The 22,908-nt window shown below is 63.4% G+C and carries 19 protein-coding genes, 1 tRNA gene and 1 pseudogene; 8 read left to right on the plus strand and 13 right to left on the minus strand.

All coding sequences use genetic code 11. From position 1 onward, the window contains the following. Positions 1–82: 82 nt before the first annotated feature. The 4 genes from narI to AC6I21_RS01905 are packed head-to-tail and all read right to left on the minus strand — an operon-like array spanning position 83 to position 6,952. Positions 83–865 carry a respiratory nitrate reductase subunit gamma gene (gene narI, locus AC6I21_RS01890; protein WP_175419295.1) on the minus strand — a complete coding sequence of 261 codons (783 nt, stop codon included), beginning with the start codon at positions 863–865 and terminating at the stop codon, positions 83–85. Then, entirely contained in the window at positions 862–1,566 is a 705-nt protein-coding gene (narJ, locus tag AC6I21_RS01895) for a nitrate reductase molybdenum cofactor assembly chaperone (RefSeq protein ID WP_138175006.1), read from the minus strand. The genes narI and narJ overlap by 4 nt, the downstream gene beginning before the upstream one ends. Continuing rightward, entirely contained in the window at positions 1,563–3,218 is a 1,656-nt protein-coding gene (gene narH / locus AC6I21_RS01900) for a nitrate reductase subunit beta (protein ID WP_138175004.1), read from the minus strand. Before narH ends, narJ begins: the two co-directional genes overlap by 4 nt. Further along, positions 3,215–6,952: a nitrate reductase subunit alpha gene (locus AC6I21_RS01905; protein ID WP_497762982.1), complete on the minus strand. Its 3,738-nt coding sequence runs from the start codon at positions 6,950–6,952 to the stop codon at positions 3,215–3,217. Before AC6I21_RS01905 ends, narH begins: the two co-directional genes overlap by 4 nt. Before the next feature lie 205 nt (positions 6,953–7,157). Between AC6I21_RS01905 and AC6I21_RS01910 the strand changes: the two genes are divergently transcribed. From AC6I21_RS01910 to AC6I21_RS01925, 4 genes are all read left to right on the plus strand, one after another. Then, positions 7,158–8,390, plus strand: coding sequence for an MFS transporter (locus AC6I21_RS01910; protein ID WP_138175000.1), 1,233 nt, complete (start codon positions 7,158–7,160; stop codon positions 8,388–8,390). 91 nt (positions 8,391–8,481) lie between these two features. Continuing rightward, entirely contained in the window at positions 8,482–9,729 is a 1,248-nt protein-coding gene (locus AC6I21_RS01915; RefSeq protein WP_497762983.1) for a molybdopterin molybdotransferase MoeA, read from the plus strand. Continuing rightward, entirely contained in the window at positions 9,726–10,406 is a 681-nt protein-coding gene (gene mobA / locus AC6I21_RS01920; RefSeq protein ID WP_497762984.1) for a molybdenum cofactor guanylyltransferase, read from the plus strand. The genes AC6I21_RS01915 and mobA overlap by 4 nt, the downstream gene beginning before the upstream one ends. 79 nt (positions 10,407–10,485) lie before the next feature. Next, positions 10,486–10,755, plus strand: a complete 270-nt coding sequence (locus tag AC6I21_RS01925; RefSeq protein ID WP_138174994.1) for a DUF6457 domain-containing protein — start codon at positions 10,486–10,488, stop codon at positions 10,753–10,755. A 38-nt stretch (positions 10,756–10,793) separates the two neighbouring features. On the opposite strand, the gene AC6I21_RS01930 is transcribed toward AC6I21_RS01925, so the two are convergent. The 5 genes from AC6I21_RS01930 to AC6I21_RS01950 form a co-directional block, all read right to left on the minus strand. Next, a complete protein-coding gene (locus AC6I21_RS01930) occupies positions 10,794–11,405 on the minus strand; it encodes a M23 family metallopeptidase (protein ID WP_497762985.1) in 612 nt (203 codons plus the stop codon). 127 nt (positions 11,406–11,532) lie between these two features. Next, positions 11,533–12,087, minus strand: coding sequence for a DUF421 domain-containing protein (locus AC6I21_RS01935; RefSeq protein WP_497762986.1), 555 nt, complete (start codon positions 12,085–12,087; stop codon positions 11,533–11,535). A 271-nt stretch (positions 12,088–12,358) separates the two neighbouring features. Next, positions 12,359–12,592, minus strand: a complete 234-nt coding sequence (locus tag AC6I21_RS01940) for a hypothetical protein (RefSeq protein ID WP_497762987.1) — start codon at positions 12,590–12,592, stop codon at positions 12,359–12,361. 437 nt (positions 12,593–13,029) lie between these two features. Further along, positions 13,030–14,064, minus strand: coding sequence for a helix-turn-helix domain-containing protein (locus AC6I21_RS01945; protein WP_497762988.1), 1,035 nt, complete (start codon positions 14,062–14,064; stop codon positions 13,030–13,032). A 41-nt stretch (positions 14,065–14,105) separates the two neighbouring features. Beyond that, on the minus strand, positions 14,106–14,762 hold the full coding sequence (locus tag AC6I21_RS01950; protein ID WP_497762989.1) for a hypothetical protein: 657 nt from the start codon (positions 14,760–14,762) through the stop codon (positions 14,106–14,108). Positions 14,763–15,326: 564 nt separating this feature from the next. On the opposite strand from AC6I21_RS01950, the gene AC6I21_RS01955 reads away from it, so the two are divergent. The 3 genes and pseudogenes from AC6I21_RS01955 to AC6I21_RS01965 all read left to right on the plus strand — a co-directional run bounded on the left by AC6I21_RS01955 (position 15,327) and on the right by AC6I21_RS01965 (position 18,508). Then, entirely contained in the window at positions 15,327–16,715 is a 1,389-nt protein-coding gene (locus tag AC6I21_RS01955) for an IS256 family transposase (protein WP_497762990.1), read from the plus strand. Between the two features lie 643 nt (positions 16,716–17,358). Further along, positions 17,359–17,725: pseudogene (locus AC6I21_RS01960) on the plus strand (IS1380 family transposase); the annotation flags it as partial. Between the two features lie 312 nt (positions 17,726–18,037). Next, the gene (locus AC6I21_RS01965; RefSeq protein ID WP_497763395.1) at positions 18,038–18,508 is read left to right on the plus strand and encodes a tyrosine-type recombinase/integrase; all 471 of its coding nucleotides are present in this window, start codon (positions 18,038–18,040) and stop codon (positions 18,506–18,508) included. 198 nt (positions 18,509–18,706) lie between these two features. On the opposite strand, the gene AC6I21_RS01970 is transcribed toward AC6I21_RS01965, so the two are convergent. Together AC6I21_RS01970 and tadA are read right to left on the minus strand one after the other, a co-directional pair. Next, positions 18,707–18,797, minus strand: a tRNA-Ser gene (locus AC6I21_RS01970). A gap of 131 nt (positions 18,798–18,928) precedes the next feature. Continuing rightward, entirely contained in the window at positions 18,929–19,405 is a 477-nt protein-coding gene (tadA, locus tag AC6I21_RS01975) for a tRNA adenosine(34) deaminase TadA (protein WP_343833357.1), read from the minus strand. 180 nt (positions 19,406–19,585) lie between these two features. On the opposite strand from tadA, the gene upp reads away from it, so the two are divergent. Then, positions 19,586–20,233, plus strand: coding sequence for a uracil phosphoribosyltransferase (gene upp, locus AC6I21_RS01980; RefSeq protein WP_497762991.1), 648 nt, complete (start codon positions 19,586–19,588; stop codon positions 20,231–20,233). A gap of 12 nt (positions 20,234–20,245) precedes the next feature. On the opposite strand, the gene AC6I21_RS01985 is transcribed toward upp, so the two are convergent. Both AC6I21_RS01985 and AC6I21_RS01990 read right to left on the minus strand, forming a co-directional pair. Next, on the minus strand, positions 20,246–21,730 hold the full coding sequence (locus tag AC6I21_RS01985) for a sensor histidine kinase (RefSeq protein ID WP_497762992.1): 1,485 nt from the start codon (positions 21,728–21,730) through the stop codon (positions 20,246–20,248). Further along, positions 21,727–22,467 (minus strand): response regulator transcription factor, encoded by a 741-nt coding sequence (locus tag AC6I21_RS01990; protein WP_054821151.1) that lies wholly within the window; start codon positions 22,465–22,467, stop codon positions 21,727–21,729. The genes AC6I21_RS01985 and AC6I21_RS01990 overlap by 4 nt, the downstream gene beginning before the upstream one ends. Positions 22,468–22,908 lie beyond the last annotated feature (441 nt).

Genomic DNA, 22,908 nt, shown 5'->3' on the forward strand with positions numbered 1-22,908 from the left:
CGGCCTCAGGACGGCAAAAAGCCTCCGGACCGAGAAGGGAACAGGAAGTCCCTTTTCGGTCCGGAGGCGGTGCCGGGCCGGCCTAGGGCCGGTTGGCGGTGATGCCGCGGCGGTTGCGCCGCCGCTCCGGGGGAGCGGTGACCGGGTCCCAGCCGCGGCGCACCGGGCGCATGCCGCTGGGGGCCTCATCGCGCGAACGGTACACGATGTAGGGGCGGAACAGGTACGGGATCGGTGCGGAGAACACGTGCACCAGCCGGGTGAACGGCCACAGGGCGAACAGCAGGTTCGCGGTGATCACGTGCAGCGCGAAGGACAGCGGGATCTGCTGCATCAGCGCCGGGTCGGGCTGGAAGATCAGCAGGCTGCGCACCCAGGGTGAAATGGTTTCACGGTACGGGTAGCCGGGCCCGAACACCTGGTGGACCATGGTGGCCACGGTGCCGAAGAACAGGCTCGCCCCCAGCAGCACGTACATCAGCTTGTCCATCCGGGTGGTGGCCAGGAACACCGGTCCCACGGTGCGCCGCCGGTAGATCAGGATCACCAGCCCGGCCAGCGTCAGCACGGCCGCCGCGGTGCCCATCCAGGTGGCGCCCAGGTGGTAGAGGTGTTCGGTGACGCCGATGGCGTAGAGCCATTCGCGCGGGATCAGCAGCCCCACCACGTGGCCCACCAGCACCAGCAGGATGCCGAAGTGGAACATCGGTGAGCCCCAGCGCAGCAGCCGGTTCTCATAGCTTTGGCTTGACCGGGTGGTCCAGCCGAACTTGTCGTAGCGGTACCGCCAGATGTGGCCCACGATGAACACGGCGGCGCACGCGTAGGGCATCGCCACCCACAGCAGGAATTGCATGGTGCTCATACTCCCGTCCCCTCCCTCGGACTAAATGGTGGTAGGTTGCCCAGGAAGCTGAGCCCCACGGTCTCGGTTGGCGGGCCCTCGCTGACCAGGGACAGGATCCGTTCCTGGGTGGCCCTATCCACCGGTGGCAGGGATAGGGTGATGGTGCGCACCACGTTCGCCCAGGGGCTGTGCATCCCCTCCAGGGCGGCGCGCAGCACCTCAATGCCCTCCACGTGCGCGGCCAGCAGCGCCCCGGCGATCTCATCGTCGCTGCGGGCGGAGAACTCCAGCACCGCCGGCAGGTAGTCCGGCAGGTCCTGGGCGTCGAACTCGAAGCCGGCCGCCCGGTAGGCCTCCAGGAAGGTGACCAGCGCGGTGCCCCGCTTGCGGGTGTCCCCGGTGGCGAAATAGCTCAGGTACAGGCTGCACTTGCGCTTCTGGTCGAAGGTGTCCACATAGCTGCGCTGCCACTGGGCCGAACCGGCCGCCCGGGAGGCGGCCACGAACTCGGTCAGCGGCCCGGCGAGCGGCGCCGGCAGCGCGGCGATGTGCGGTTCGAGCACCTCCAGCTGGGCGAACCAGTCCTCGTCGGGGTAGTCCAGCAGCAGTGAGGCGAGCATGTGCACGGCCCGGCGCTGCGGGTTCTTCAGCGGCACCGGATCCAGGGTGCCGGGCAGCCGGCGGCGCGGGGTGGCCCGGTTGAGCAGCTTGGGAATCATTGCTCATTCTCCTTGGAACGCTGGTGCTGCGGCGGGAAGAGCCCCTCGGGCCGGCCATTGCCGTCCCAGTTCAGCAGGTTCACCCGTCCCGGGGTGGAGGGCCGGTCCGCGGTCTGCCGGCTCTGCAGCGAATGGAAGTTCTCCACCGCCACCGGCACCTGCTCGCCGCTGGAGGAGCCGAACGGCCCGGCCCCGCCCATGCCCGGTCCGCCCTCGAACTCCAGCGAACAGCCCATTTCCTCCAGGTCGTGGGCCTGCTCGGCGTGGGCCGGGGGAATCACATAGCGTTCCTCGTACTTCGCGATCGCCAGCAGCCGGTACATTTCCTCGATCTGCGGCCCGCTCATGCCCACCGCGTTCGCGATCGACTCATCACGCACGTCATCGATGGACACCCCGCGCATGTAGGAGCGCATGGCCGCCAGCTTGCGCAGCGCCAGGTCCACCGGGGCGGTGTCCCCGGCGGTGAACAGCTCGGCCAGGTAGCCGATCGGGATGCGCAGCTTGTCAATCGCCGCGAACAGGTTGTTCGCGTCCTCCCCGTCGTTGCCGGTGCCGGTGACCACGTCCACCACCGGAGACAGCGGCGGGATGTACCAGACCATCGGCATGGTGCGGTACTCCGGGTGCAGCGGCAGCGCCACCTGGTAGTCGCGGATCAGCTTCCAGATCGGGCTCTGCTGGGCGGCGGTGATCCAGTCCTCGTCCATCCCCTCGGCCCGGGCCGCGGCGATGACCTCGGGGTCACGCGGATCCAGCAGCACCTGGCGCTGGGCCTCGAGCAGTTCATGCTCGTCCTCCACGCTGGCCGCATCGGCCACCGCGTCCGCGTCGTAGAGCACCAGGCCCAGGTAGCGCAGGCGCCCCACACAGGTTTCGGCGCACACGGTGGGCAGGCCCACCTCGATGCGCGGGTAGCAGAACGTACATTTTTCGGCCTTGCCGGTGCGGTGGTTGAAGTACACCTTCTTGTACGGGCAGCCCGAGACGCACATCCGCCAGCCGCGGCAGGCGTCCTGGTCCACCAGCACGATCCCGTCCTCGGCCCGCTTGTACATCGCCCCGGAGGGGCAGGAGGCCACGCAGGAGGGGTTCAGGCAGTGCTCGCAGATGCGCGGCAGGTAGAACATGAAGGCCTTCTCGTACTCGGCCTTCACCTCCTCGCTCATCTTGGCCAGGATCGGGTCATCGGCCATGGTCTCCAGCGAGCCGCCCAGGTTGTCATCCCAGTTCGCCGACCAGCCGATCTTCATGTCCTTGCCGGTGAGCAGGCTCTTGGGCCTGGCCACCGGAGTGTGCTCCCCGGAAGGGGAGTTCAGCAACATGTCGTAGTCGTAGGTCCACGGCTCGTAGTAGTCCTGGATTTCGGGCAGCTTCGGGTTGGAGAAGATGCGCGAGAGCTTGTGCAGCCGCCCGCCGTCCTTCAGCTTCAGCCGGCCGCGCTTGGTGCGCTCCCAGCCGCCGCGCCACTTCTCCTGGTCCTCATAGGTGCGCGGGTAACCCACCCCGGGGCGGGTCTCCACGTTGTTGAACCACACGTACTCCACCCCGGAACGGTTCGTCCAGGCCTGCTTGCAGGTCACCGAGCAGGTGTGGCAGCCAATGCACTTGTCCAGGTTCATCACCATCGACATCTGGGCCATGACCTTCATCGGTATTGCACCTCCTGGTTGCGGCGACGGATCGTGGTGACCTCATCGCGCTGGTTTCCGGTTGGACCAAGGTAGTTGAACGCCCAGGCCAGCTGGCCGTAGCCGCCGATCAGGTGGCTGGGCTTCATCAGGATCCGGGTCAGTGAGTTGTGGATGCCGCCGCGCAGCCCGCTGGTTTCGGCGATCGGCACGTCCACGGTGCGGTCCTTGGCGTGGTACATGTACACCGTGCCCTCGGGCATGCGGTGCGAGACGATCGCGCGGGCCACGACCACGCCGTTGCGGTTGTAGGACTCAATCCACTCGTTGTCCCGCACCCCGATCTTCGCCGCGTCCAGCGGGCTCATCCAGATGGTCGGTCCGCCGCGGGAGAGGGAGAGCATGAACAGGTTGTCCTGGTATTCGGAGTGGATCGACCACTTCGAGTGCGGGGTCAGGTAGCGCACCGCCACCTCGGCGTTGCCCGACTCGTGTTCGCTGGTGCGCCCCAGCTGCGCGTCCCCGTACAACCGGTGCATGTCCAGCGGTGGACGGTAGATCGGCAGGGCCTCGCCCAGCTCGTCCATCCAGTCGTGGTCCAGGTAGAAGTGCTGGCGCCCGGTGAGCGTGTGCCAGGGCTTGAGGTGCTCCACGTTGATCGCGAACGCCGTGTAGCGCCGGCCCCCGTGTTCGGAGCCGGACCATTCCGGGGAGGTGATCACGCTGCGCGGCTGGACCTGCACGTCATGGAAGGAGATGTGCGTGCCCTCGTGCTCCTCGGAGAGGAAGGCCATCTTCTGCCCGGTGTGCTCCTCCAGCGCCCGGAAGCCCTGCGTGGCCAGCCGCCCGTTGGAGGTGCCGGAGAACGCCAGGATCATCTCGCACGCGCGCCGGTCGGTGTCCAGGCGCACATGCCCGGCGTACGGGCCGGAGGGCACGGTGCCGTTCAGCCCCTCCAGGGTGCTGATCTCCGGTTCCGGGTGGTAGTTGATGCCCTTGGTGGTCATCCCCAGCTTGGCGGTCAGCGGGCCCAGGCTGCGCCACTGGTCGAACAGGTTCGGGTAGTCGCGTTCGACCACCTTCAGCTTGGGCATGCTCACCCCGGGCACCAGCGGCACCTCGCGCTGCACCCGCCCCTTGGGGGTGGCCATCGCATCCGGGGTGTCGTGCTGCAGCGGGGTGGCGACCAGGTCCCTGCGCACCCCCAGGTGCTTGGCGGAGTACTGGCTGAAGCGCTGTGCCATCAGCCCGAACAGCTCGAAGTCGGTCTTCGTCTGCCAGGGCGGGGCGATCGCCGGGTTGAAGGAGTGGATGAACGGGTGCATGTCCGTGGAGGACAGGTCGTATTTCTCGTACCAGGTGGCGGCCGGGAAGACCAGGTCGGAGAACAGCGTGGTGCTGGTCATCCGGAAGTCCGCGGTGGCCAGCAAATCCAGCTTGCCCTCCGGGGCCTGCTCATGCCAGGCCATCTGCTGCGGCCGGGAGCCTTCGGCGGCCTCGGGGGCGCGCACCGCCGCGTTGGTGCCCAGCAGGTGCTTGAGGAAGTACTCGTTGCCCTTGCCGGAGGAGCCGAGCACATTGGCCCGCCACATCAGGATCACCCGCGGGAAGTTCGCCGCATCATCCGGGTCCTCGCAGGCGTAGGCCAACGAGCCGTCGTTCAGCGAATCCACCACGTGCTGCGCCGGGTCCTTGCCGGCGGCTTCGGCCTCATCCACCAGATCCAGCGGGTTGCGGTTGTAGGTGGGGTAGGAGGGCATCCAGCCGCGCTTGGCCGATTCGACCAGGCAGTCCGCGGTGGTCAGCCCGTCGAAGTGGCCGCGGGCCAGCGGGGAGGCCAGCTGGTTGGCCGGCAGCCCGTCGTAGCGCCACTGGTCGGTGGACAGGTACCAGAACGCGGTGCCGATGGTGTAGCGCGGGGGCCGCACCCAGTCCGAGGCGCCGGCGTACTGCTGGTAGCCGGTGAGCGGGCGGACCTTTTCCTGACCCACGTAGTGCGCCCAGCCCCCGCCGTTGACGCCCTGGCAGCCGGTCATCATGGTCAGCGCCAGGAAGGTGCGGTAGATGGTGTCCGAATGGAACCAGTGGTTGGTGCCCGCGCCCATCAGGATCATCGAGCGTCCCCCGGACTTCTCCGCGTTGTCCGCGAATTCCCGGGCGATGCGGATCGCCTGCTCGGCCGGCACGTTGGTGTGCTCCTGCTGCCAGGCCGGGGTGCCCGGGGCGGTGGCGTCATCGTAGCCGGTGGGCCACACCCCCGGCATGCCCGCGCGCTGCACCGCGTAGCGGGCGAGCATCAGATCGAACACGGTGGTGACCAGCTTGCCGGCCACCCGCATCACCGGCACGCCGCGGGTGAGGATCCCCGAACCGCCGGCGTGTTCCTGCCCGGCCTCCGGTTCCAGGTCGAAGCGCGGCAGGTTGACCTCGCTGGCCGCGCCGTCCCAGCCATCCAGGTCCGCGACCGAGAGCATCGGGGTGATGTCCCCCAGGTCCAGGTTCCATTCGCCCTTGTCTTCCGCGGCGAAGCGGTGGCCCAGGGTGCCGTTGGGGACCCGGGCGGTGCCGCTGGCGTCCAGCAGCACCGGCTTGAACTCGGCGTTGGCGGCACCGGCGGCCTGCCCGCCCAGATCCGCGGCGGTGAGGAACTTGCCCGGCACCGGCAGCCCGTTGGCTTCATCGATTTCCACCAGGAACGGGGAGTCGGTGTAGCGGCGCATGTAGTCCTGGAAGGGGGCGGTGCGCTTGGCCACGTAGTGCTCGTTGAGGATCACGTGGCCCATCGCCATGCCCAGCGCGGCGTCCGTGCCCGGGTGCAGGGCCACCCATTCGTCGGCGAACTTGGTGTTGTCGGTGTAGTCGGGGGAGACGGTGACGACCTTCTGGCCGCGGTAGCGCGCCTCGGCCATGAAGTGCGCGTCCGGGGTGCGGGTCACCGGCACGTTCGAGCCCCACATGATCAGGTAGCCGGCATTCCACCAGTCCGCGGACTCGGGAACGTCGGTCTGGTCCCCGAACACCTGGGGGCTGGCCACCGGCAGGTCGGCGTACCAGTCGTAGAAGGAGAGCATGGTCCCGCCCACCAGGTTCAGGTAGCGTGATCCCGCCCCGTGGGAGACCATCGACATCGCCGGGATCGGGGAGAACCCGGCGATCCGGTCCGGGCCGTACTTCTTCACCGAGTACACCTGGGCGGCCGCGGCGATCTCCATCGACTCGTCCCAGGTGGTGCGGATCAGCCCGCCCTTGCCGCGGGCCTGCTTGTAGCGCTTGGCCTTGACCGGGTCCTCCACGATGGAGGCCCAGGCGTCCACCGGGTCGGGGTGTTCGGCCTTCGCCGCCCGGTACAGCTCGGCCAGCACGTCGCGGATGTATGGGTAGCGCACCCGGGTGGGCGAGTAGGTGTACCAGCTGAAGGCGGCGCCGCGCGGACAGCCGCGCGGTTCATATTCGGGGGAGTCCGGGCCCACCGACGGGTAGTCGGTCTGCTGCGTTTCCCAGGTGATGATCCCGTCCTTGACGTAGACCTTCCAGGAGCATGATCCGGTGCAGTTCACTCCGTGAGTGGAGCGCACCACCTTGTCGTGCGACCATCGGTCGCGGTAGAAGACATCGCCCTGGCGTCCTCCGGAGAGGAACATCGCCCGCAGATCCTGGCTGGTTTCCCCGCGGCGCAGGTACTTGCCCATGGTCAGCAGCGAATCGGCCAGTGGTCCGTCGGTGGCCGGTGTTGTGTGGTTTGGCCTTTCGGTCATGACAGTGACTCCCAACTGTGACGCTTGACTCAAGCTTCGTCCTTTGTCTCGATAGATGCAAGGGTTCTTCCCCGGGCGTCACTGGAAGTGAGATTTCACATTCCCTAGATAAAAATGTTTGTTTCACTAGCGCGTTGGCGTTTGAGCGGTTAGTGTGCACAACAAGTGGTAGTGCAGCACCTGACGGTTACGGTGGAGGAAAACCATGAGCCAGAAGTCCCCAGCACAAGCCGCGCAGACGTCCCCGGAGCTGCGTGGGCAATTCCCGCAGCTGCTGCTGGCCACGCTCGCCAGCGCCGTGGGTTTCTGGGCCTGGATGCTGATTTCCCCGATTCAAACCCACTACGCGGAGCTGATGAAGCTGGGCGAGGGGCAGATTTCCCTGATGCTGGCCACCCCGGTGCTGGTCGGTGCGCTGGGGCGCATCGTGATCGGTTCACTGACCGACCGCTTCGGGGCCAGGAAGATGTTCACCGTGGTGCTGCTGGCCTCCGTGCCGGCCGTGCTGCTGGTGGCGCTGGCCGGAACGCTGGGCAGCTTCGCGCTGCTGATCGCCTCGGGCACCTACCTGGGCATCGCCGGCACCATCTTCGCGGTCGGGGTGCCCTTCGCCAGCGCCTGGTACGAACCGCGCCGACGCGGTTTTGCCAACGGCGTGTTCGGCATGGGCATGATCGGCACCGCGGTGTCCGCATTCTTCACCCCCCGGCTGCTGCGCCAGCTCGGCTACTTCGAAACCCACCTGTTCATTGCCGGCCTGCTGGTGCTCAGCGCCGCGGCCGTGTGGTTCTTCATGCGCGAATCCCCGGCCTGGACCCCGAACCGCCAGCCGCTGCTGCCGAAGCTGATCGACACGCTGAAGCTGCCGATCACCTGGGAGATGTCCTTCCTGTACGGCATCGTGTTCGGCGGGTTCGTCGCGTTTTCCACCTTCCTGCCCAAATACCTGGTCACCATCTACCCTGATGACGTGGACCCGGTGGGGGCCGGCGCCCGCACCGCCCTGTTTGCGGTGGCCGCGGTGATTGCCCGGCCGATCGGCGGCGTGCTGGCGGACAAGTTCGGTCCGAAGCTGATTGCCCTGATCTCCCTGGCCGGGATCGTCTCGCTGGCCTACATCGTGGGCATGCAGCCCCCGGAGGGCATCCTGACCGGCATCACCTTCCTGCTGATGGCCTCGGCCATGGGCCTGGGCATGGGCGCCGTGTTTGCCTGGATCGGGCCCTCCACCCCGCCGGAGAAGGTGGGCGCGGTCTCCGGCGTGGTCGCCGCCGCCGGTGGCCTGGGCGGCTACTTCCCGCCGTTGGCGATGGGCGCGACCTACCACGCCGAAACCAACTCCTACGCGCTGGGGCTGTGGCTGCTGGTGCTGGTGGGCACGTTCGCGCTGATTGTGGCCGGCATGCTGCGCGGCACCAAGGGCCGCGGCGGCATGTAACACCGACCAGGCGCATGCCACATGGGCCTTTGCGGCTGACTTTGGGGTGCCAATGGGGGCATACTGGCGGTAGGCAACCGAAAGGACGCAGATGGCCCTGACCCCCGAAGCGCACCTGGAGTGGATCCTGGATCAGCTGAGCCCCCTACCGGCCCGGCAACGCAGCCTGGCCAACGGCTTCCACCACCTGTACGGCACCGTGCTGGCCGAGGACTTCGCCGCCCGCCACCCGCTGCCGCTGTGGGACAACTCGGCCATGGATGGGTACGCGGTGCGTGCCGCCGATACCCGCGGAGCCAGTGACAGCACGCCGGTCACCCTGCGCGTGCTGGGCGAAATCCCGGCCGGCAGCACCCAGGACCCGGCCCTGGAACCCGGGCAGGCGGTGCGGATCATGACCGGGGCGCCGCTGCCCACCGACGCGGACGCCGTGCTGCGGGTGGAGGACACCCTGGGCGAGGACGGGCAGCGCTGGGGCACCGGGCAGGTCACGATCCTGCGCGAGGTCCAACCGGGCAAGGACATCCGGCACCGCGGTGAGGACCGGGCCGCCGGGGACCTGGTTGCCGCCGCCGGACAACAGGTGGACGCGGCACTGCTCTCCGCACTGGCCGCCGCCGGGGCCGAACGGCTCTTGGTGCGCCCGCTGCCCACCGCCGCGGTCCTGGTGACCGGCGCGGAACTGCAGGAGGTGGGCGCGGTGCTGCAGCGCGGGCAGATTCCCGAATCGAACTCCTGGCTGATGCAGGGGCTGCTCACCGAAGCCGGCATCACCCCGATCACCGTGCAGCGCTGTACCGATGACACCGACCTGGTGCGTGAACAACTCGTCCGGTTGGGGGCCAGCCACGATGTGGTGATCTCCACCGGCGGGGTGGGCCCGGGCACCCACGACGTGATGCGCCAGGTGCTGCAGGACGAGCCGGGGGTGCGGGCGGTGCGGGTGGCCCTGCGCCCCGGAGCCCCGCAGTGCGCCGGACGCCTGGAATCCGGGGCGATGATGTTCGCCCTGCCCGGCAACCCGGTCAGCGCCGCGGTCGGATTCGAGCTCTTTGTGCGTCCGGCCCTGCGCGCCCTGCAGGGCAACGCGCAACTGCACCGGCCCCGGCTGCGCGCCACCGCGGCCGTGGGATGGAAATCCCCGGTGGGGCGTCTGCAGGTGCTGCCGGTCGTCTTTGACCCGGTGAACCCGCAATTGTGCGCCCCGGCCGTGCAGGCCCAGGCGATCTCCCATTCGGTGGGCGGCTTCGGGGCGGCCGAGGGGTACGCCCTGGTCGGGCCCGAACAGGGAGACGTGCAGGCCGGAGATCAGGTCGAAGTGTTGCGGGTGAAACCATGACGGAGGCACCTGCGCCAGGGAACCACCGGCCAGCGGACACGCCGGAGGCGGGCGTCGGATTTGACGCCCTGGTATTGGCCGGCGGGCGCGGCACCCGCCTGGGCGGGGCGGACAAGGCGGCCCTGACCCTGCACGGACAACGGCTGGTGGACCGGGTCGTCACCGCGGCACGAAGCGCCGGAGCAAACCAGGTGGTCGTCATCGGCCCGCCGCACGCCGGCACCGAAGCGGACCGGGTCGTGCGCGAGGAACCAGCATATGGTGGACCGCTGGCGGCACTGGCCGCCGGGATCCGCGCCGTGGACAGCGAATGGGTCATGGTGCTGGCCTGCGACCTGCAGCACCCGCTGGCGGTGGCCACCGCGCTGCGCACCGCCAGCGGCATGGAGCTGGGGGATGGGGCACTGCTGGAGGACGAGGAAGGCCACCTGCAGTGGCTGGCCGGCTACTATCGCACCGCCGCGATCACCGCCGCCTGTAGACGGCTCGGGGATGAGGTGGCCAACGCGCCGCTGCGCCGGGTCCTGGGTGAGCTGGAGCTGCACCGGATCCCGGTGGGTGAAAGACTCAGCGACGACATCGACACCCCGCAGGCCCTGGCCACCGCGCGGCAAAGCACGAAACCGGTGGAGCCAAAAGACGCGCGCGGCCCCGGGCAACCTGGGGCCGGCCGTTAAGCGTCGGCCCCACCCAGACCAAACTGAGTGAGAACATGACCAGCGCCACGCAAAGGGTGGCCGTGAAAGGAATTCGAAAATGGCACAGCATCTCCCACCGGAGGCCCTGGATGAATGGCTGAGCGCGGCTGCCGCCGAACTGGGCCTGGATGAAAACGAGGTGGACATTGCCACCATCCTGGACGTCGCCAAGCACGTCGCCCACGACGTCGCGCGCCCCGCGGCCCCCTTGAGCACCTTCCTGCTGGGCCTCGCCCTGGGACGCGCGGGCGAACAGGGCTCGCTGGCGGCGCTCGCCGGGCAGCTGACCGAGCGGGCCCACCGGTGGGAGCAGGAAAACCCCCAGTAGGAAGATCTGGTGAGGTACTTCCCGGCCAGCAGGGCCTTCTAGAGGTTCAGGATCTGCCGGTTGTGGGGCAGCTGGCCGTGGAACGTAATCGGTACCGGGGCAGCCCGGCCGGGCTGCGGGTCATCCATTGCCTGCAGGTGCAGGTGCGGTTCGGTGCTGTTGCCGGTATTGCCGCAGCGTCCCACGGGCTGCCCGGGGGCGAGGTGTTGCCCCACCTCCACGTTCACGCTGTCCTGCATGAGGTGGCAAAGCGCCACGATGATTCCGTCGTGCTCGATCACCACGTGGTTGCCGGCCAGTCCCGGCCAGCCGGCGCGGACCCGGGCGCGCTGGCCCAGCGCGTAGCCAACCGAGGCCAGGGCGCGGTGGGCTTGATGATCCGGGATGGCGCGCTCAACGGCGATCACCCGACCGCCGCACGGGGCCAGTACCCTGCGGCCAAAGCCAGGGAACGCGGCAGCCGGTTCGCGCCCACGCCAGGTGTTCCACGTCAGTGGGGCACGGCGCCCGCTGTCACCCACGGGCACAAAATCGATGGCATGGGAACTGGCGAACAACGTCGTTCCATGGCTCGGCACACGGTTGGCCGGACTGTTTTGCACCAGCCACGTGCCGGTGAATGGGTAGTCCAGGTCGATCTGCACTGTCATGGCAACCCCGCGGCTCGGTGATTTGGGTGTTGCCCGAATTCTTGCATCCCCGTCTGGAATTTGCCGATGAGCAGGTGTTGGTCGAGCCGGACTACGGTGCTGTGGGGCTGATTTTCGGTTGTTTCGCCTAGGCTTCGTGCGGGGCCAGGAAAGCCTTCGGAATCGATTCGGCGCCGGAGACATTCTCCAGGAACTCCGGTTCAATGGGCACCCCGGTGCGCAGAACGCTGATCTGCCCGGTGGGTTCGAGGATGACGCAGGCGATTTCCGAGCGGTTGCGGACCCCGCTCAAGCGCAGCCGGGAGAGCAGCTCGCTTTCCGAGACGTGAGTGCGCTTCAGATTCGCGGTGATGAATTCGTCCCCGGCCATCAGCAGGTACGCCTTGTTGTTGACTGCGGCCCGGCCCCGTGGAAATCGGCGCAGCTGACCGGTGAGGGCCTGCAGAACCAACAGGGTCACCAAGCCCAGCGCCCCGGCTGCCAGTGTTGGCGTGTAGCCGAGGATCGCACGGCCGATGACGGCGCCGAAAGCCACCACCGCAGCCAGGTCAAAGCTGGACAGGTTAGCCATCGTGCGCTGACCGAGCACTCGAATCGCCACGAGCACCAGAACGTATAGGGCGATCGCGGAAAGCACCACGCGCCCGGCGTCGGCCCAAGTTAGTCCGAAATCATGCCACACAGAGAATCCCCTCTAACATTGTCGCTGGAGTGCTTTCGCCCCAACCCATCCTCTCAATAGGGCAGGCACCCGACCGAATTGAACCCAGGACAAAGCGCAACCGAATCGATCGCAATCGGGGAGCACACCACCAGTGCATGAAACAGAACGGGGGACTCGAAACCTCTAATGTCATGGGTTGCGAACATGAGAGTGTTTGGGCCTACGGGGACCCGCGCGTCGCGAATCTTTTGGCGATTTGGCCTAGTTAAACCGGGGCCTTACAACGGGCTCACCCATTATTCAGATCCTTCTTGATGCCCACTGCTGCGAATCCGAGCGCGATGGCGAAGCAAATCCAGAGTGCGCCGAACGCAACCGGGTATGCGCGGCCGCCTATCAAGGTCATGGCGCCCATGAGCAGTCCGGTCAGGACCATGGTGATGGTGAAGCGGTGCGTGATGATCTTCTTCATGGTGTTGAGAATTGCCAGCTGTGTTTGCCGGGCGACCGGGGCAGTTGCCACATTTCGCGTTCTGGCTTCTGGAACTGCTCACTTCCCGCTCGCGGCCACGCGTGATCATGCTGGCTCACTGCGGTAAGGGCGCCGTGGCAAGCAAACGACGGAGACTAGCTCGTTCCCTTACACTTCCTTCCTCTGATAATCGTTTCCCGTGCAGGAGAGTGGCCGCTTTTTCTGGTGCGTTTCCGGATCGGGGCCATGAGGTTGATTATGCACGTCGAAGCCGACATTTTGACGCAGCCAACAGCTCGGTTCCATGCCCACACTTTGAATTCAGGCAGAGAAAAACCCCGTAGATTCATAACCTACGGGGTTCATCGTGGCGGGCATGCTGAGGGAACGTTGGAATGAAGATGCGTGGAGCCGCGTAGCGAAACTTATCGATAAGAGGTGATCTCGCCGGAGTATAGAAGTGAGTTCATCAAAGTGACAACGGGTATTTATGCCGCTACTGGAACCAGACCCTTTACGAATTCCGAAACTTCTTGCCTGTCACTAAGATCTAGCTCTGCTCCAACCGTTCGAAGCCCGATCTTATTCTCACCAAAGAGCACCTTGCGTAGAAGCAGTGAGGTTTCAGGAATCATTCCATCAGGCTCACTGCGACGATAACCTTGCTCTGCCAGTTCTATGCAGGTTGAGCGATATTGCCAGTCGGAGAGCAGATTAAGCTCTTTAAGTCTGTAAGTCATCGCCATTGCCGAGGTCTTCCAGTACTTTTTAGCCGCGAGAATTCTATCGATACTGGCCTTGTTCATGCTTTGAGCAAGCACCCCAGTTTGAGGCATTAGTAATGCCGAAGCGAACCTATGAGCTTGGGCCTCTCGGTCTTTTGAATCAGCTGAAACCATTTCTATGTCCCGGTGCAAAACCAGATGTCCGAGTTCATGGGCGAGGTCGAAGCGCTGGCGTTCGCCAGTCTTAGAGGTGTTGAGGAAAATGTAGAAGTTTCTATCTCTTGCGAAGCAGAAGGCATCAATATCGTCGAATTTATGAGATAGCGAAAGTATCCGGATTCCCTTTGACTCCAAAAGCCGGAACAGGTTTGGAATCGGTTTGTCCCCTAACTTCCAAAGATTCCGAATCAGATCAGCCGCCATCTCTGGTGAGTGCTTGCCCAAGTTGGGTATATCTGGGCTAGGCAAAGCGAAGTGCTTCTCTAGTACTTCAAAGAACTCGATTCCTAGATTCGCGGAAGCAAGCGCGGCATCGCGCATAAGTGCGCTGGTTTTGCTTAATTTGCGAAAGCTGACCGCCTGATACACCACAGGATCAACAATGTCTTTAAAGAAAAACTCCTTTTGGACTCCGAGCGCTTTGGCGAGTCGTTCAATAATTTCAGCAGTGGGCTCGTGCTTTGGAGCTTTCTCGTAAGTTGTCAGAGTACGAAGAGAAACCCCGCTTTCCTCGGAGAGGCGTTTAAGGGTCCAGCCGAGGCGCTGACGAGCTAACTTTAGACGTGAAGGCGTAAACATTGCAGAGTTTAGGTTATACGTAATCCGGGTTTGCGCTTGCATTAAACGCGGGGGACTTCGAAATCGATGTCACCGTCGCCATTTTCATTACGAAACAGGTCTAGGTCTTGATTGGCACTGAGCGGCTTGATGCGAATCTCGTTGCTAAAACCAATAATGTAGCCTGGCTTGTCTGCCGCAGCCGGGCGTGCGAGGGAAAGATAGAAAAAGTCTTCGCGCTCTTCGTGTAAAAGGAACCACAAGGGAGCATCCTTGAGCTTCTCATCGGCGGCATCTTGAAGCCTAAATTCTTCTAGATCAAAGGGGTGTTGTCCGGGTATCACTGACGAATCGAGGTCTTCAAGAGTACTTGGACCCTTTTTGGATCGAGTTCTGGGTTGCTTTTTCGGGTCATCACTGGCGACATTTGTTGCTGATGAAACTGCGATTCCGATTAGACCATGGGGATGGACGATTCGTTGCTGTCCATTTACAACGTCTTTTCTCCATCCTTGTGCCGATAGCACGATTGCTAACTGCTCGGTCATCTCTTGGTAGAGGTCGGTGCCGTGTGCGCTTGGGCTAGCAAGAGCCGTCCGCCTACGTGCCTTGTCCCAGGCATATTGTGCACAGCTCTGAAGAATGTCTTCAGTTAGATCGAACTGACCCAAACTGTTCTTACTGTGGTCATCTCGGAAATGCGACGCAAAAACACTCACGTGGTTCCTCTCTCGATCCGCTCGTTGCCGGTAACACTACCACGAATGTGGTTTAAAAACACGCAAAGCATACTCTCTTGACAAGCATTTTCTTGAACGGGGTGGGGCTGGCTGCGATGGCGCATGTGGTTAGGTGTTGAGTGTCGAAACCCTACCTCCTAGCGAATGTGGATTTGCCGACTAATCGATTCCACCCGCGGGGTGCGGCTACTTTTTTCCGAAGCGATCTTTTTGGTGCGCTTTGAGTATGGAGTGAGGTTGCGAATGGTTATAGGGGTGTCGGGGCGCATCTCATTTCCTGATTTTTACTTCTTCGGCGCCGCTATTACATGATCCAAATAGAGGGAGCAATGATGCATAAGGTTGAAGAGATGATAGCTTTGCGAAATGGATGACGATCAGGATATTTACCGGCTCTTCGAGTTTTAGCGTGGTGACCCCGAAAAAGAAGTAAGGCTGTGAGTATTGAGGTAGCTGGTCTGGGACTAGCTGGCAGGAGAGCCTGTCAGAGGGATTGTGTAAGACCTCTAGTCAGTTGATAGAAACGACTAGGAAGAACACACGATGACCGTTGAGAAAGACCAGGATCAGACCCCGATGAAGAATGCCTCCGACGTTGCCGAGAAACTCGCCGCCTTGGGTTCCATGGATGCGGTCAAAGAGTCCGGGGCGTTCGATGAGCTCATGGGGTTTATCGACCGAGGAGAGATCCAGCTCGATGGCAAGGACGGGTTTATTCAGCAGATCATCCGCGCCGGGCTGGAGCGCGGGCTAAAGTCCGAACTGACTGAGCACTTGGGATACGAAAAGGGCGACGGGCAAGGACGGTTCGCCCCGAATTCCCGCAACGGTTCCTACCCCAAGACCGTATCTACGGTGGCCGGGGACGTGGACCTGCAGATTCCGCGGGACCGGGCCGGAACGTTTACCCCCACCCTGGTGCCCAAGGGGTCGCGGCGTACCGGTGGCCTGGATGAGATGATCGTGTCCCTGTACGCCGGGGGCATGACCGTGCGGAATATCGCCTACCACCTGGAAACCACCATCGGCACCGAGCTGTCCCACGACACCATCAGCAAGATCACCGACGAGGTGCTGGATGAAGTCGCTGTATGGCAGGAACGGCCCTTGGAGGAGTTCTACCCGATCCTGTACCTGGATGCGATTGTCATCAAGGTCCGCGACGGGCACCAGGTACGTAATAAGGCCGCGCACATGGCCGTCGGGGTGAGCGTGGAGGGCATCAAACACGTGCTGGGCATCTGGGTGACCGAGAATGAGGGTGCGAAGTTCTGGGCTCAGGTGTGCGCCCAGTTGGCCAATCGAGGCGTGAAGGACGTGCTGATCGCCTGCTGCGACGGGCTGACCGGTTTCCCCGAGGCGATCGAGGCGACCTGGTCCAAGGCCACGGTGCAGACCTGCGTGGTGCACCTGATCAGGGCGGCGAACCGGTTCGTGTCCTACACCGACCGCAGGGCGGTCAGTGCCCAGTTGAAGAGTATTTACACTGCTCCGAGCATCGAGGCCGCGCAGGCGGCGTTGGAGGACTTCGAGGCCAGCGAGTTGGGGCGCAAGTACCCTTCGGCGGTGGCGACCTGGCGCAACGCGTGGGAAAGGTTCACCCCGTTCTTGGAGTTCGCCCTTGAATTGCGGAAGGTCATTTATACGACGAACGCGATTGAGTCGATGAACTACCAGCTGCGCAAGGTCACTAAATCCCGAGGGCATTTCCCGTCCGATACGGCGGCGGTAAAGATGCTGTGGCTGGCGATCTGCAATATCGAGGATAAGCGGGCCCGTGAACGGTTCAAGGACGCTGCCTGGAAAGGCCGCACCCCGCGCGCTGGTGCAGGTTCGCACCTGGTGGAAGGCGCTGGGACGAACGGGTGGAAACAGGCATTGCAGCAGCTGGCGATGGCTTACCCGGAACGTGTCGAGCCGTACGTGAACTGAGTATTACAAGTCCTGAAAATCAGAGGTGACTAGGGGCTTACACAATCCATCTGACAAGCTCGGGTGGGCCGGGTAGGCGCCGGCCGCCCAGCAACGTAGACAGACAATTCTCGCAAACGACACCTAACGGGTCAGCCTTACTTCGAGTCATGCCCACGTCGGAGGGAAGCCTGGCATCTACTCTGCCAGCTGATCCCAGACCAGCCACTACAAGACTCACAGCCTTACTTCTTTTTCGGGGTCACCACGCTAAAACTCGAAGAGCCGGTTAAGTCAAAAGGAACGTTAAACCGTTGCAGACTGAGTACTTTAATTCGACCCGAAGGATGTACGAGTAAGCGAGGCCTGTTGACGAGTTCGAAACTTGAGGGATGCCAAAGATTTTCCTTCGCGCAAAGCCTTCGTCAACCACCTGGAAAAGGGCGATATCCGAGGAGCGAAAACGGCTCTTCAAGTTTTAGCGTGATGACCCGAAAATGAAGTAAGCTCCTCGCAGCTCCTCTGCGAAGATGGATGTTCTCTGTCCCGGGGGTTTCATAGTTTGAGGCTTCATTAACCGTCTTTAAAGCGGAAAAGATGACCTAAACTGGGGAAATAGAGGTGTTGAAGCTTCATCCACCCGGTTCAAAAGGATCACTTTTCGATGCACAAGTCTACCCCGATTTTCCAACATGGTCCGACCCAAGTCACCAGCCAAGCACTGGTATCCCAAGCAGGGCTCGGGATACTGACCAGCTTCATGAACACGTTGGACTTCAGTAGGCTGTGTGAGGACCGATTCTCCCAATTCGTTCCGATCACGGCCATTCATCGTCCGGGCAAAGGTGATCGCTGACCTTGCCATCACGCTCGCCGCTGGAGCGGCCAGCTCAGCTCCTCACCGAGCCTATTCGGGCCGGTGGCCTTTCGAAGCCACGATCAGCCGGCTCATGAGCCGGGTCAAGGACCAACCCGCCGCGTTTGAATACGCGTTCTCTACCATGCACCGCATCCTACTGGGGCCGGGCTGGCTGGAACGCAAGCAAACTCTCAAGCCGTCGGCGTATCGCCCGCTAGAAATTGCTTGGCGCGTGCATGTTGAACCAGTTTGGGGCAAATACCCAATTACGAAAATCGTGTTTACCGACGTGCAAGCGTGGGTTACCATTCTTTCGATTGGCGACGCTAAAGCTGTGCCCGTAGTGAAGCCCAAATCAGCTACTACAGTCATTCGCGCCTATGGTGTGCTGGCTGCAATTCTTGATGACGCGGTGAAAGATCGGCGGTTTCAGGCTAACCCGGCGCGAGGCGTAGATCTTCCGCGCAAGTCGAAGAAAGAGCATGTGTTCTTGAGCCATGAGCAAGTGCGAGACTTGGCCGATAGCTCAAAGTATCCGGCACTAATCCGCGTGCTTGCACACTGCGGTTTGCGCTGGGGCGAAGTTACCGGGCTGCGGGTGCAAGATGTAGATATGATTCGGCGACGGCTGAACGTCAATCAGAACGCCGTTGACGTCGGCGGGAAAATCAGGGTGGGCACGCCGAAAAGTCATGAGCGCCGGTCAGTTCCGTTTCCTGAGTTCCTTGCTCCGGCAATCGGTGAAGCGTGCAAAGACAAGCATCGTGAGGATTTGGTTTTCCCGAATGAAGACGGCTCTTACCTGCGGGCCATCAGCGGTGGCAGTGGTCGCGGTAGCTGGTTCCTGAAAGCGGTTCAGCGTGCCGGGATTCCTAGAGTTACACCTCACGACTTGCGCCACACGGCTGCAAGCTTCGCGGTCAGCGCCGGGGCGAACGTGAAGGCGGTTCAATGAATGCTTGGGCATAGCTCGGCCTCGATGACCTTGGACGTCTACGCCGAACTGTTCGATGACGATTTAGACGGCGTAGCGGTCGCTCTGAATCATGCCGTGTCACAAATGGATGTGCCCAAAACGTGCCCAAATCAGGCGTGAGAAAACAAAAAAGACCTTGAAACTCCTGTTTGACTAGGAGTTTCAAGGTCTTTTCCGTGGCGGTGACGGTGGGATTTGAACCCACGGTACGGGGTTACCGTACACAACATTTCGAGTGTTGCACCTTCGGCCGCTCGGACACGTCACCAGACCTGATAACTCTACAACGAAGGAAAGCTGAAAACCAAAACAACGAGGGCCGGTTGGATGGGGAAGTGTCCAGAACCACATGGTGGCTTTCCGTGCGAGTCAGCCGTAACTGTTTGTGCCGGCAAGGTTCTAGCGGCGCTTGGCGCGGAAGAAATCCAGCAGCAGTTGAGCGCATTCAGCTTCCAAAACCCTGGGGTACACCTCGACCCAGTGGTTCAGTCGGGGTTCGCGCACAATATCGAATACCGAACCACAGGCTCCGGCCTTCTCATCCCATGCCCCGAACACCAGCTTTGGGATGCGGGAAAGGACAATGGCGCCGGCGCACATCGCGCAGGGCTCCAGGGTGACAACCAAGGTGCAGTCCTCCAGCCGCCAGCCATCATCCGTGCCGCGGGCCTGCAGGGCGCGAACGGCATTGCGGATGGCCACCACCTCGGCATGTGCGGTCGGATCTCCGCCGGCCTCGCGCTCATTGCGCCCGGAGGCCAGCACCTGCCGGTCGGGGGAGAGAATGACAGCACCGATGGGCACATCATCGGTAGCCAGCGCGGCCCGGGCCTCATCCAGTGCCAGCCGCATCCACTTCTCGTGTTCTTGCACCATAGTGTCACCCACTTTACGTGGCGCAGTGTCACCAGCGTGCGCAAGCTGGGGTGACAACGGTGCCCGGCGCCTCCCGAAACCTCCCGGGCCTGTTCGGTTGGGCACATTGGCCGGATTCAGTGCCCGAATCTCGGGTAAGGGGCTCGTCGGGGCAGGTGGACGGCTGGTAGATTTTTGCCTATGCGCGTACAGGTAGTTGACCACCCGCTGGTGGCACACAAGGTTTCGGTCCTGCGAGACAAGAACACGGCTTCGCCGACCTTCCGGCAGCTGACCGAGGAACTGGTCACCCTGCTGGCCTACGAGGCGACACGTGAGGTGAAGACCGAAGAGGTCGAGGTCGTGACCCCGGTGGCCACGACCACCGGAATCGCCTTCGCCAAGCCCACCCCGCTGGTGGTGCCGATCCTGCGCGCCGGGCTGGGCATGCTGGAGGGGATGACCCGCCTGGTGCCCACGGCCGAGGTCGGGTTCCTGGGCATGGCCCGCAATGACGAGACCCTGGACATCATCACCTACGCCGACCGGGTCCCGAACGACCTGCAGGGACGCCAGGTCTTCGTGCTGGATCCGATGCTGGCCACCGGCGGAACCCTTGCCGAAGCCATCAAGTTCATTTTCGAACGCGGGGCCGCCTCGGTCACCTGCATCTGCCTGATCGCCGCCCCGGAGGGGATCGAGCGCCTGCGCGAGATCCACGGCGAGGACGAGCGGCTCCACCTGGTGCTGGCCGCCCTGGACGAGCGCCTGGATGAGAAGGCCTACATCATTCCCGGGCTGGGGGATGCCGGGGACCGCCTGTACGGCGTGACCCCGCCCATGCACTAGGCCTTCTGGCCCCTACGCCGCCTCGGTTTTTGCCGCAGGCGGCGTTTGCGTATCGGCCAGCGGCAGCCGCACCTCGAAAACGGTGTCCCCGGGCTGGGAAGTGACCGTGATGGTGCCGCGGTGCGCCTGCACGATGCTCTTGGCGATGGGCAGGCCCAGGCCGGTGGTGCCGTCGGAGCCCGAACGGGCAGCGTTGGCCCGGGTGAAGCGTTCAAAGACATGCGGCAGGAACTCGGGGTCAATGCCCTCGCCGGTGTCCTGCACCCGCAGCACCGCCTGTCCCACGTCCGCATCGGCCAGCACGCTGACCGTTACGGAGTTGCCCACGCTGGTGTGCTTGCGTGCATTGCCCAGCAGGTTGGTGATGACCCGGCGCAGCGCCGAGGAGTCGCAATTGATCGCCACCTCGTCCTGGGTGGCGATGAACGTCCACCGGTGATCCGGGGCGGTGACCGTGAAGTCGTCGGTGATTTCCCGGGCCAGGTCCACCAGGTTCGCCCGGGAGAGCTTGTAGGAGGTTTCCTCCTCCAGCCGGGCCAGCAGCAGCAACTGCTCCACCAGGGCGCTCATGCGTGAACTTTGCTCCAGCACGCGATCCACGGCGCGCCGCCCGTCATCGGAGAAGTGCTCGGTAGCGGCCAGCAGCTCGGTGTAGCCGCGGATCGCCGACAGCGGGGTACGCAGCTCATGGGAGGCGTCGGCCACGAATTGGCGCATCTGCCCCTGGGAACGCTCACGCACCTTCAGCGCGCTGTCCACATTGTCGATCAGCGCGTTCAGCGCCTGGCCCACGTTGCCCACTTCGGTGCCCGGGATCGCATCGTGCGGGGAGACCCGCTGGGTCAGCTCCACCTTGCCCGATTCCAGGTCCGTGTGCGCCACGGAGGAAGCCACCGCGGCCACGCGCTTGAGCGGGTTGAAGGACCGGCCAATGGCCCAGGTGCCGGCCAGGCCGGTGCTGATCACGGTCAGCACGCTGATCACCAGGGTCAACCAGGCCATCTCCCGCAACGCGTATTCGGTGGGCTCGGTGGGCAGCCCGGTGATCAGGATGCCACCGGAGCCCTGGTCCGGGCGGGCGACCAGCACATAGTCCCCGATCGAGAGCTTGCGGATCACCGGGCGGGAGTTGACCTCCAGGGACAGCAGCGGGTCGATGTCCGCGTCAGTGATCGTGATGCGTTCACCGGTGCGTTCATCCAGCCACGCCCCGAAGGTCAGCTTGCCGTCCACGAAGCGCACGTTCAAGGTGCCCGAGGCCTGCCCGGGCGCGAACAGGTCATCGGGGGAGTTCTTCGGGGTGGAGTAGGCGGCGGCACGGTTCGCCGCCTGGGAGAGCTGCTCATTCAGCTGCGCCATCAGGGTCTGGCGCATGCCGGCGTTGTAGAGCAGGCCAATGAGCACACACACCATCGTCAGGGCGCCGAGCAGGATCACCAGCAGGCGGCGCTGCAGGTTGTAGGGGGTGTGCTTGGTGGCGGGGGAGAACAGGCTCATGCCGCCGGCTTCAGGACATATCCCACGCCGCGCACCGTATGGATCATCGGTTCGGCGTCCACGTCAATCTTCTTGCGCAGGTAGGAGATGTACAGTTCGACGATGTTCGCCTGGCCGTCAAAGTCGTAGTGCCAGACGTTGTCCAGGATCTGCGACTTGGACACCACCCGGCGGGCGTTGTTCATCAGGTAGGAGAGCAGGTCGAATTCGGTGGCGGTCAGCGAGATGGCCCGCCCGGCACGGGATACGTCGTGCGAATCCAGGTTCAACACCAGATCGCCCACCACCAGTTCGGAGGCGTCCGCGCTGGTGGCTCCGGAGCGTTCGACCAGCCGGTGCAGCCGGATGAGCACCTCCTCGAGGCTGAAGGGCTTGGCCACGTAGTCATCGGCCCCGGCCCCCAGCCCCTCGATGCGGTCCTCCACCGCGTCCTTGGCGGTCAGGAACAGCACCGGGACCTCCGGGAAGTAGGTGCGCACCTTGCGCAGCACCTCGGGCCCGTCGAAGCCGGGCAGCATCCAGTCCAGGACCAAGACATCCGGGGCGAAGTTGCGGGCGGTGGCCACCGCTTCGGGCCCGTCGTGCGCGATCGCCGATTCCCAGCCGAGCATCCGGGTGCCCATGGACACCAACTCGGCCAGCGACGGTTCGTCGTCGACCACCAGGACCTTGATGGCGGTGCCGTCCGGGTGGGTGAGCCGTGGGAGCTGTGAAGGAGAGAAACGCGAATCGTTCATGGTCTTACCTTCCCCCATGCCATTGGGCTGACTTTGTGTTTTACCTGTGTGCTTGCTGTGCCCCCAAGCCCGATTTTATGCGGTGCGAAGCCTTGCAGATAGCCGAATATTTGGTCAAGAGCAGCTCTGGGCGAATGTTTGCATCGTGAACAGCATCCAGCGCTGAATGCTTATTCATGGCAATGTATAGGGTAGTCAGATTGATCGATTCTCGTCGTATCATTGTGCAATGCGTGGCTAGTTAAACGTTTAACGGAAACATTTGTTCAAAGTGGCAAAGGTCACAAATGGATGGTTTTGTCTCGCATCGTGGACATGGAGGTTGATTGTTACTTGCAAGTTCCAATTGTTACGGGGAAACTGGAGGGGTGAGTCAGGCGCAGAACAGCAAAACAGGCAGGTCACGGTTCCCGTGGTCGGGTCCCCAGTGCTGTTCTCGAA

This window comes from Glutamicibacter sp. St.4D3 (assembly GCF_059728615.1).